Annotated in this window: 10 protein-coding genes and 1 pseudogene; 8 read left to right on the top strand and 3 right to left on the bottom strand. The window is 65.3% G+C overall.

Going from position 1 to position 10,389, the window contains the following annotated elements:
- The 4 genes from H0W38_RS08365 to H0W38_RS08350 form a co-directional block, all read left to right on the top strand.
- A partial coding sequence (locus tag H0W38_RS08365) for a DUF4426 domain-containing protein (protein ID WP_292452830.1) occupies positions 1 to 384 on the top strand: 384 nt, incomplete at its 5' end.
- 422 nt (positions 385 to 806) lie between these two features.
- The gene (locus H0W38_RS08360; protein WP_292452828.1) at positions 807 to 1,322 is read left to right on the top strand and encodes a hypothetical protein; all 516 of its coding nucleotides are present in this window, start codon (positions 807 to 809) and stop codon (positions 1,320 to 1,322) included.
- Positions 1,323 to 1,630: 308 nt separating this feature from the next.
- Positions 1,631 to 2,368 carry a PRC-barrel domain-containing protein gene (locus H0W38_RS08355; RefSeq protein ID WP_292452826.1) on the top strand — a complete coding sequence of 246 codons (738 nt, stop codon included), beginning with the start codon at positions 1,631 to 1,633 and terminating at the stop codon, positions 2,366 to 2,368.
- Between the two features lie 110 nt (positions 2,369 to 2,478).
- Positions 2,479 to 3,840: a mechanosensitive ion channel domain-containing protein gene (locus tag H0W38_RS08350; RefSeq protein WP_292452824.1), complete on the top strand. Its 1,362-nt coding sequence runs from the start codon at positions 2,479 to 2,481 to the stop codon at positions 3,838 to 3,840.
- A gap of 405 nt (positions 3,841 to 4,245) precedes the next feature.
- Here the strand turns inward: H0W38_RS08350 and H0W38_RS08345 are convergent, their stop codons facing one another.
- On the bottom strand, positions 4,246 to 4,518 hold the full coding sequence (locus H0W38_RS08345) for a hypothetical protein (protein WP_292452822.1): 273 nt from the start codon (positions 4,516 to 4,518) through the stop codon (positions 4,246 to 4,248).
- A gap of 231 nt (positions 4,519 to 4,749) precedes the next feature.
- Between H0W38_RS08345 and H0W38_RS08340 the strand changes: the two are divergent.
- Positions 4,750 to 5,070: pseudogene (locus H0W38_RS08340) on the top strand (transposase); the annotation flags it as partial.
- A 454-nt stretch (positions 5,071 to 5,524) separates the two neighbouring features.
- On the top strand, positions 5,525 to 6,001 hold the full coding sequence (locus tag H0W38_RS08335; protein WP_292452820.1) for a hypothetical protein: 477 nt from the start codon (positions 5,525 to 5,527) through the stop codon (positions 5,999 to 6,001).
- A gap of 5 nt (positions 6,002 to 6,006) precedes the next feature.
- Here the strand turns inward: H0W38_RS08335 and H0W38_RS08330 are convergent, their stop codons facing one another.
- Positions 6,007 to 7,113 carry a substrate-binding domain-containing protein gene (locus H0W38_RS08330; protein WP_292452818.1) on the bottom strand — a complete coding sequence of 369 codons (1,107 nt, stop codon included), beginning with the start codon at positions 7,111 to 7,113 and terminating at the stop codon, positions 6,007 to 6,009.
- 227 nt (positions 7,114 to 7,340) lie between these two features.
- On the opposite strand from H0W38_RS08330, the gene H0W38_RS08325 reads away from it, so the two are divergent.
- Both H0W38_RS08325 and H0W38_RS08320 read left to right on the top strand, forming a co-directional pair.
- Positions 7,341 to 8,111: an ABC transporter permease gene (locus H0W38_RS08325; protein ID WP_292452816.1), complete on the top strand. Its 771-nt coding sequence runs from the start codon at positions 7,341 to 7,343 to the stop codon at positions 8,109 to 8,111.
- A gap of 22 nt (positions 8,112 to 8,133) precedes the next feature.
- On the top strand, positions 8,134 to 8,916 hold the full coding sequence (locus H0W38_RS08320) for a phosphate ABC transporter ATP-binding protein (RefSeq protein WP_292452832.1): 783 nt from the start codon (positions 8,134 to 8,136) through the stop codon (positions 8,914 to 8,916).
- 115 nt (positions 8,917 to 9,031) lie between these two features.
- On the opposite strand, the gene H0W38_RS08315 is transcribed toward H0W38_RS08320, so the two are convergent.
- Positions 9,032 to 10,267 (bottom strand): diguanylate cyclase, encoded by a 1,236-nt coding sequence (locus H0W38_RS08315; RefSeq protein WP_292452814.1) that lies wholly within the window; start codon positions 10,265 to 10,267, stop codon positions 9,032 to 9,034.
- Positions 10,268 to 10,389 lie beyond the last annotated feature (122 nt).

The raw sequence follows: 10,389 nt of genomic DNA, 5'->3' as shown, positions 1-10,389 counted from the left end.
GGAGTGCATGTGGCGGAAAGCGGGCGTTACACGTTGCGCGCCAACGCGATCCGCAGCGAACTGCTTCCTGCCGTGAGCGCCGAGCGGCACGGCATCCGGCGTGCGCCCGACCGTGGCGTGCTGAACTTGGTCATTCTCGAGCGCCGCGACGGCCGTCGGGCCACAGTGCCGGCCCGGGTCACCGCGGTCAAGCAAAACCTGCTCGGTCAAAGCGAAACCATCGAGATGCGCCGGGTCGACGCAAACGGCCGCGTCTCCTACCTCGGCACGTTCGGCTTCGCCCCGCTGCGCAATTTCACTTTCCGGATCACCGCGCAGCCCGAAGGCAGCGACGAGCCGCTGACGATCGAATTCGAGGATCGATTCGTCGTGCGCCCGCGTTGACGCACCGGGCGGGTCGTGCCGATGAAGGCCGGCGTGGTGACGCGTGAACATGGCCGCAAGCCGCGAATGAGATGAAGGAATGACCTGGCGGGGTCGCCGCTCCTTTGGAAGCGCTCAGCGCCCCGGTTCGACCAAGGAGCTGCTCATGAACTCGGAACGGCTGATCGCGCCTTTGCCCTCCTTGGCCATTCGATCCAGTTGCCATCGATGTCGGCGTTCTCCCTGGCTTCGGCCCTTGAGAGCCTCCCGTCGTTATCCTTGTCGAGCGACATGTTCGCGGCGCCCGACTGGGGAGTGCCTGCCGAAATTCAATCTGCGTGCAACAGCGCACAGCCATGGGATGAATGAATGGCCATGCTTTGTTCGGACCGCTTAAGGGGGCAAGGCCAGCACACCGAAAACTTCTCCGGGTAATGCACGCCATGTTCAAGACTTTCATCGTGTCGGTCGCGCTGCTGGGTGCCTCGAGCGCATTCGCGCAAACGGCCGCCAGTCCCATCCCGAGCTTCACGGCCACGGCCTTGAGCGGCAAGAAGGTGACGGCCGACAAACTGATCGGTCAGCCGACGATCCTCATCGTCACGCCCAGCAAGGAGGCTGCCGAAGACACGCGCCTGTGGGCCAAGGCGCTGCGCAAGAACATCGACCAGCAGGCGATTCGCGTCCGCGACGTGCTCGCCATCGACCTGCCGTTCTTCATGAGCGAAAGCGACGCCATCGGCCGCGCCAAGAAGAAGATCCCGGCGCGCTACTACGACCAGACCTGGATCCTCGCCGAGACCGACCTCGAGAAGGCACTGAACATTCCGACCAATAGCCGCAAGGCATTCGTCATCGTCCTGGACGCCGAGGGAAAGATCGTCGCCCGCGTGGAAGGCGAGCCGACCGAGGCGCGCCTGAACGAGGTGCAATCGGCGGTTCAGTCGATCAAGCCTTGAAGACGGCACAAGCTTCGGCGCGCCGGCGGGTGGGGCTGCATCGACCCGAGCCTGTCCGATGGAGCTGCTGACGACCGTCATCGATGCGCCCATGAACACCGCGTCGCTCGCCAGACCGCGGCCGGCAACTGCTTCATCACCTCGTTTCTTTTAAGGAAACCAACATGACCGTCCCGTTTCAAAAGCATCTGATTGCAGCCCTTTTCCTGACAGTGTTCGCCCTGCCTGCCGCGCGGTCGGCTGAGCCGGCCAAGGCAGGCGCCATGCCGCTCCATGGCAGCTCCATGACATCGCAGACGAGCCGTGACATGCGTGCATCAAAGCTGATCGGCAGCGACGTCCGCAACGCGCAGGATCAAAATCTCGGCAACATCAAGGACCTGATCATCGACGTGACGAACGATCGCGTGTACTACGCGATTCTTTCGTTCGGCGGTTTTCTGGGGCTTGGCGACAAGCTCTTCGCGTACCCCGTCAGCGCATTCCGCCAGGTCGGCAACGAAGACAAGGTCATCCTCAACATCGACGAGGAGCGGCTGAAGAAGGCCCCGGGCTTCGACAGCAAGGAGTACCCGGACTTCAACGCGCCGAAGTATCGCAGCGAGGTCGACGGCTACTTCGGCCCCGACGCAAGCGTCAAACCGATGAAGAACCAGTTGCTGCGTCGCGCCAGCGATTGGCTCGGCAAGGACATCAACGATCGCAACGGCAAGGACGTCGGTGAGGTCGAGGACCTGGTCGTCAACTTGGGCAGCGGCAAGATCCGTTACGCCATCGTCGAGTTCGACAAGTCGTGGAGCCTGAACGACAAGCTGCTGGCCGTGCCCATGCAGGCCTTGCGCTACACCTCGGCGTCGAAGGATCTCGTCTGGGATATCGACAAGTCGCGTCTCGACGCCAAGGGCGCCTTCGACAAGAACAAGTGGCCTGACATCAACGATCCGAAGACGATGGCGGACATCGATCGCACGCTCATCGTGCTGGTCCCGGTGCAGTCGGGCAGCGCAGCAAGTGGCGCCGAGATGCAGGACAAGAAGCAAAAGTAGGGTTGGCGACGCCTTTGCCACAGCGCAATGGCTGACCCGTTGCGCTGCTCTCGAAAAGCGCCTTGTCGGCGCTTTTTTTCGGACTTTTCGGAGAGACGGCACGGTCGCACATGAAATCTGTCCGGGTCTTGCTCATGACGGGGTGGCTGTTTGCCGTTTGCGCCGCGCCGTCGGTAGCCCAGGATGCCCCGGCGGGGCCCGCTGCAAGCGCTCCGTCGGCGATCGCCGCGAAAGTCTCGTCGACTGAAAGCCAGGATATCGCCGCGCGCATCCGCAGCATCTTTTGGGAGATCCCGCAGATGCGTAGCGTTCAGGTCGGGGTGTCGGCCGGCGTGGTGAGTTTGAGCGGCACGGTGCCGAGCGCCGACGACGTGAAGCGAGCGGAGGCGATCGCCTCACGTGTGTCCGGCGTCGTCACCATCCAGAACGATCTCGAGCGCGACCTGACATTAGCCACCAGCCTCACGCCGACGCTCGGCCAGTTCAAGGCAGATCTGAGAAGTCTGGTGCGAGCATTGCCGCTGATCGGCGTCGCACTGGCGATTGGCTTGGTGATCATCTTGTTCGGGTATCTGCTGGCGTCAGTAGACCGCCTGTGGCGGTGGCTCATGCCGAATCCATTTCTGGCCGAGATAGCCGCAACCTTCATGCGCTTTTTCGCCATCGTGCTCGGCTTGGTCGCGATGCTGGAAGTGCTCGGGGCGACCGCGCTGCTCGGCGGCGTGCTCGGCGGCGCGGGCGTCGTGGGCATCGCGCTGGGATTTGCGGTGCGCGACACGGTTGACAACTATGTCTCGAGCTTGATGCTCAGCCTGCGCCAGCCTTTTCGCGCCAACGATCACGTGGTGATTGAAGGGCACGAGGGACGCGTCATCCGCCTTACGTCGAGGGCGACGGTGCTGATGACGCTGGACGGCAATCACTTGCGCATCCCGAATTCGGTCGTCTTCAAGTCGGTGATTCTCAACTACACGCGCAACGCCGAACGCCGCTTCTCTTTCGATCTCGGTGTCGATGCGGCCGACGATCCGGTGGATGGCATGGCTGTCGGCTTGGCGGCGGTCAACGCGCTCAAGTTCGTGATCGACGAACCAGCGGCCACCGCCGTGATCCAGAACGTGGGCGACTCCAACATCGTGCTGCGCTTCTACGGTTGGATTGACCAGGACAACACGGACTTCCTGACAGCACGCAGTCTGGCGATCCAGGCAGCCAAGTCTTCACTGGAGCGCGCCGGCTTTGCGCTGCCGGAGCCCATCTATCGCCTGCGCTTCGACGAGACCGCGCCGCTCCTCCTGAGAAACGCGGTCAAAGCCGGCCCGCCGGCGGGACGTGCCATGAAGCAGCAGGGGGCCATTCCTGCGCAGGACATTGATACGAGCCCCGACACCCACATCGAGCGCTTGGTTGCCAAGGAACGCGCAAGGGTCAACGAGAGCGACCTCCTGGACAGTGCAAGGCCGATCGAGTGAGCGCGAACCCGGATGTTTGCCGGCGCGGTGTTGGTGGCGGCGGTCCCCGGATGTGTCGGCCGGGTTTCTCCGGGGCCGGCGTCCAGCGCGCTCGGAGGACGCAGGACACGTCTGCGGCCGGGTCGTAGCGTCCGAAACAGGCGTTGAGCATGCAGGCGACGAGGGCCAGGTTACTGCGAAGGCCGCTGATCTTCGTCGGCACCTCTCCTGGCGGATAGCGGCGGGTGGATGCCAATTCGATGCATCGGTACCCGAGCTTCGGGGCCCGGTACGACATGTAGGCAAGCAGTTCGTAGCCGGAGAAGACGTCCCGAAAAGGTGCCACGCGCGGGTCGAGCAAAAGCCGACGGCTTTACGCGCGAAAGCCCTGTGTCGTGTCGGTCCAGCGAAAGCCCGATGCCCAAGTCAGCATAGGCGCATGGATGAGGCGATCGCCAGATCGCGCGAAAGCGGTGTGTTCTCGGCCTTGCCGCCGGCGACAAAACGCGAGGCCTGCACGAAATCGACTCCGTCGGACAAGGCGAGGATGAAACGGGGAATGGCTTGCGGATCGTCCTTGTCGTTGCCGTCGATGGTGACGATGCCCTGATAACCCTGTTCCAGGGCGAATGCATAGGCACACCGCAGCTGCGACGCGAGTTGCCGCGCCGGTCTTGACCAGCAGCCCGCGGACGTCACGGCTTGCGAGGAGGTCGGCGTCCAGGGAGCCGTCGGTGCTGCCTCCATCGCACACGATGATGTCTGCGCTGCGACTCACGCCCAGAGACGCCATGCGGCTGAGCAGGCTCCGAATCCGCGGGCCTTCGTTGATGACCGGAACGACGACGCAAACCGGGTGTTGCCGACCGGTCCAGCGCTCGATTCGAAAATCGGGCACCTGCAATCCCGCCTCAGCGCGAGGTCGATACCGTCATCCATGGCAAGCCGAAAGACTCACGCCACCCGCGCAAGGAACTGATCCGATCCAAGGCACCGAAGGCCGCGGACCTGACGAACCAGCGGGTGCGCAAGGGCAGCGACACCGAGGAGCTCGAGCGCCTGGTCAATCGGGCCAAGTCCAGGGTCCGCGCGCGAGTCGAGCATGTGTTCGGCGTCGTCAAGCGGCTGTGGGGCTTCGACAAGGTGCGCTACCGCGGGCTGGTCAGGAACGCCACGCGCTCGTTCGTCGCGCTCGGGTTGGCAAACATCTACTTGGCGCGCGGAGCACTGTATGGGCAAGTCCGTCCGTAAGGGACGCACAGTGAAGAACCACTGTTCGGCTGTTCGTCAAACCGCCCCGAATCGGCCTGAGTTGGCGTGCGGTTCAACACCTGTCCTCACGCGGCGATTAACGCAAGGGTGCCCGCAGAGGACTTCTGTTGGTGCTGAGCTGCCGCGACTTACGGGGACCCGACATATACGTAATGCCGAAAGCACGCCCCCGAAGCGCTTCGGCAAATTGAGTACCCTTTGCCGCAGCCCGTCGAGGGCGAACGTCAGGTGCTGGATGGCGGCTGCCAGGCGAGAGCGCCGATGAGTGTGTCAGCGCACCGTCGACCGTTTGCAGGTGCCTGATGCTTGGTGCAGAGGTGGCGGGTTGCGCTGCCTTCGATGCGCAGAAGACAGCAGTTTTCTCGGCCCGTTCTGCGCGGTTGTCCGTGGTACTGCGGTGACCGAATCTTCAAACGAAAGTACAGGAGCCTCGATGAAGAAGAGTGATCATCCCGAAGCGTTCGGCGTCTTCAAGCCCGTGGGGCACGTTGTTGTTTCCTTCCCTGAAGCGAAGGACATGAAAGGCGCTGCCGATGCGCTCGCCCAGGCCGGTTTCGGCAGCAGCGACGTCGTGCGCTACACGCCGCAGGAAATGCTCTCCCAGATTGACGAAGACATGGCAAATGCGAGCGTGCTCGCGTCCATCGGTCAGGAAATGAACTTGGTGAAGGCGCATCGCGCGCTGGCGGAGAAGGGCTTTCACTGGCTGGTGGTCAAGGCCTCGGCGGACGATCAGGCCCGCCGCGTCGCCGATGTGGTCCGGCCTTTCAACGCGGAGCGGGCTCAGAAGTACGGACGGCTGCTCATCGAGGAGCTCATTGAACATCGGGACGACGAGCGCCAGATGCCCGAATCACCTTCTCGCGGACTCGACGCACAGACGCCTTCGGGCCGAGAAAACGAGCGCTGAGGAACTCAGCGGGCGCCGCGGTAAGTCCACCAAGGCAAGACCTTGGTCAGTGCCAGCACAGCGCCGGGTTCGGTGGCTTGGTAGCCCGGTAGCGCGTCCAGCGTTCGTGCCCACGCCGGTGAACCGAGCAAGGCGACCAGGCGTTTGATCGCACGCTGTTCCAGCGTACTTTTCAAGGTGACGAGGAAATAGCGCTCCCGCGCGAGCGCGATGAAGTCGAGTCCGGAGGCGAATGCTGCAGCCTGCAGGCCGAATGCGCCATCGGCCGCGCCGCTGGCCACGGCCTGCGCGGCGGCCACATGCGAGGGTTCCAGTAGCGCAAAACGCGGCGGCGACGCGAGGCCGGCCTGCTCGAGCAACTCGTTCAGCAGGACCTGCGTGCCGGTAGATTCCGCGCGGCCGACCCACCGCAATTCACGGCGCACCATGTCGTGCAGCGACCTGACCTCGTGCGGATTGCCGGGTGCGACCATCAATCCCTGCACGCGCTGTGCATACCCGATCAGCTTGTGGCGGCCCGGCTTGAGCCGTGCTCTGTAGGCGCGGGCACTGACCGAGCCGCGCGCCGCGCCGTCGAGCACATGAAAGCCCGCCAATTGCGCGCGCCCCGCGTCGAGCGCTCGCAGCGCCTCCAGGCTGCCGGCAAACTGCAGATCGAGGTGCAGTTGTTCGGCCAACGCGAGTTCGCGCAGCAGCGGCAGGGAATGGTCGTGACTGGCGCAGATGGAAAGCACGTCGATGCGGTCGTCGAAGGCGTCGGCAAGCGCTCGTTCCAGCTCCATGCGCAAGGCTTCTATCTGCGGCGCGAGGCGGGCCTGCGCGCGCCGCTCGGCCCACAGCAGCTTTTCGCCGAAAGGCGTCAGCGCCGCTGGCTGGCCTTTGTTCCAGACGACCAGCGACCGGCCGAGTTGGGCCTCCCAGCGCCGCAGTTCCCCCCAAACGTGGCGATAGGACATACCCAAGGCTCCAGCCGCCGACTGGATCGAGCCGTGCCGGTGCAGCGCGTCGATCAGTGCAAACAGCGGGTGGTGCACCGCGCCGAGCGGGCGCTCGGTGCCCAAGGTGTACGTGAGTTCCACGCGTTGCGGCAGTCGCAAAACCGCGTCGGGCACGGGCGGGCCACGCGTCGACGCGTCGGCGCCCTGTGCAGCGCCCGCAGAGGCATCGCCTTGCGGGCGCTGCGCCTCGGAAGATGCGCTCGCGTTGCCTTTCGCGTCATTCGGAGCGCGGGAATCGTCGCTATGCATCGTCGTTCATATCGCTACCGCGGAGGAGCCTATCTAGCATCACGGCGTTGCAGTGTGCCGTACCGGCGCTGAGCTTCGGGTCTGAACGTCACATGAACACTTTTGTCGAAAGCCTGCATACCGCGGTTGCCCTGATCGTGCAGGCCGAGTCGCGACTGTGGGAGGTCGTGGCGCTCTCGCTCGGTGTGAGCGGCACTGCCTGCCTGCTGGCCGCCGGCATCGGCCTGGCTGGCGGTGCCGCCTTGGCCGTGGCACGCTTTCCCGGCCGACGCGCCCTTTTGGTGTTGTTGAACACCTTGCTGGCTCTGCCTGCCGTGGTCGTGGGGCTGGTGATCTACTTGTTGCTGTCGCGCTCTGGACCGCTGGGTTCCTGGGGCTTGCTGTTCACGCCGACGGCGATGGTGATTGCTCAGACGGTGCTCGTTTTGCCGATCGTCACCGCGTTGACGCGCGAGGCGGTCGAATCGAACTGGCAGCTCAACGGCGAGCAGCTGCGCTCCCTTGGGGCCGGGCGCTGGATGAGCGGCGCGCTGTTGCTATGGGACGAGCGGCTGGCACTCGTGACGGTGCTGCTGGCCGCTTTCGGCCGGGCCATCGCCGAAGTGGGTGCAGTGATGATCGTCGGCGGCAACATCGATGGGCACACCCGCGTGATGACGACCGCCATCGCGCTGGAGACCAGCAAGGGTGACCTGCCTCTGGCGCTCGCGCTGGGCATGGTGCTGCTTGGCGTGGTGCTGCTGCTCAACGTGCTGATCGCCGTGCTGCGCGGCTGGTCGGCGCGGGTGCATGGGCAAGCCGAAGGCGGCGCCCCGGGCGCAATGCCGCCCGGGGCGGTGGCGGTGGGAGCAGCGGGTGGCTGAACCCTTGATCACACTGGAAGGCGTGGGCCTCAGTTATGGCAGCCATGTGGCCTTGCGCAGCATCGATCTGAGCATTGCCTCCGGCGAATGCGTCGCCCTTGTCGGCGCGAACGGTTCGGGTAAGAGCACCTTGCTGCGCGTCTTGCATGGGCTGTTGAAGCCCAACGCCGGACTTCGTCGGGAAGGGGCGGTGCCGGCCGGTGGGGTCCGGCTCCGGGAGTCAGCGGGACAGGCGAGCGCTGTGATCGCGGGCAGAGCGGCCGCTGCGCCGTCGAGCGTCAGCCTTGGGGCTGTCGGGCCTCGTCGCGCGGTTCGGTTCGCAATGCTGTTCCAGCGCCCCTTCCTGTTGCGCCTTTCGGTTCAGGGCAACGTGCGCCTGGGTCTGTGGCTGGCGGGCGTGCGCGGCGCTGCTGGGCGGGCGCGATGTGTCGAGGCCCTGCACCGGGTCGGCCTCGTGTCCGAGGCGCGGCGGCCAGCCCGCGCGCTGTCGGGTGGGCAGCAACAGCGCCTCGCGCTGGCACGCGCTTGGGCGCTTCAGCCCGATGTGCTGCTGGTCGACGAGCCGACCGCGAGTCTTGATCCGAGTGCCAGGCGCGAAGTCGAGGCGCTGCTGGCAGAGTTTGCCGGGCAGGGCATGACGCTGCTGATCGCCTCGCACAACCTCGGCCAGGTCAAGCGGCTGGCGGAGCGCGTGATCTACCTCGAGCATGGCCGCGTGTTGGCCGATCTGCCGGCGGCGCAGTTCTTCGATGGCGAGGTGCCGCCTGAGGCTCGTTTGTTCCTCAAGGGCGAACTGCCGTGGTGAGCTGACTTCGAAGTTCGCTCGAGCCGCAGATCCGACGGGTGCGGGCTTGGCGCTTCTGTGGGCCGGGATAAGTCGTGCGGCGTGCCGCGCCGCGCCGCGCGGGCGGCAGTGTTGCCTAAAGCGGCTCGAGACCGAGCGTGCGGCTTTCTTCGAACACCGTGTCGCCGTTGCGTTGATGCGCCTGTACGGCGCGGCGCCGCCCCTGGCGCTTGGCCTGGTACAAGGCCAGGTCGGCGCGGTGCTGCGCAGACTCGAGTGTTTCGCCGGCAGTGATCTCGACCACGCCGAAGCTCATGCTCAGGTGCAGCGGGATGCGCCCGCTGCGGTGCTCCTCGTCGATCCGGGTCGTCACGCGGTCGGCGACCAGCAAGGCTTCATCGACGTTGGCGCCGGGCAGCAGCAACATGAACTCGTCGCCGCCGACGCGCCCAAGCACGTCGTGTGTGCGCAGCGTCTCGCGAGTGCAGCGCGCCACCAGCCGCAAGGCCTCGTCACCCAGAGCGTGACCGAGGCTGTCGTTGATGCGCTTGAAGTGATCGATGTCGAACAGCATCAGCACCGCGCGTGCCGCAGCGCCGCCGATGGCCGCGCCGGCCAGTTCCTCGAAATGGCGGCGATTGGGCACCTGGGTGAGCATGTCGATGTCGGCGAGTATGCGGAGCTGGCGCTGCGTTTCGCGCAGGTCGCGTTCCGTGCGCTCGTGGGTCAGCACGAGACACAGGTGCACGGTGAACAACATCGCCACCATGGTCGACAGGACCACCCACGGTGTGAGCAAAGTATGGCCCGGCACGGCGACTGCGCCCGTCATCAGCGGCTGCGCTGCGGCCAGCAGCGGCACCAGCGCCTGCGCAATCATCACGAGGGCCAGCGCCTTGAGCGTTCGGCTGCTACCGACGTCCTCCAGGCGTGCAATGAACCAGGCGGCGTACAGGTGCAGGGCCAGCAAGGCTGCCGCGAAGGTGATCGAGCGCCCGAGTTGCAAAGCCGGGCTGGCCCAGGCCGCCAACCAGGGCAGGTAGCACAGGCCCAGGGCCAGAAGGTCTACCGCGCCGGATGCAGGCAGACGGTCCCGGTTGTAGAAGCGCCGCAGGCCGGTCACGACCAGCACGGGCCACGCCAGTACGAGCAGGTTGGCACCGACCACTGCGCCCGGCCATACCGGTCGCAGCCACTCCAACGCGCCGCCGGCCGCCGCGAGCCACATCGCCGCCACCCACCATCCATAGCCCCGGTAAACGCGCTGGTTGGCGCCGAAAAAACTCATGAGGGCGGCGGCCGAGCCCATGACCAGCGCCGACAGCATCAGGACGGTGGGGAAATGGATGGTGAACCAATCGCCAGCAAGCATTGGAGCCTCTTCGAGTGCCGAAGGATTCTTGCAGAAGGGGTCTTTTCGAATCCTCCCCCAAGAGAGGGAGGCGGCTGGTGAAGTCGGCCGGAGCTGCAGTGGGCAAACGCTAGCATGGGCCC

This window comes from Methylibium sp., assembly GCF_013817365.1.
Lineage (GTDB): Bacteria > Pseudomonadota > Gammaproteobacteria > Burkholderiales > Burkholderiaceae_C > Methylibium.
The sequence above is the reverse complement of the archived record's forward strand: the minus strand, read 5'-3'. Positions and strand labels throughout refer to the sequence as shown.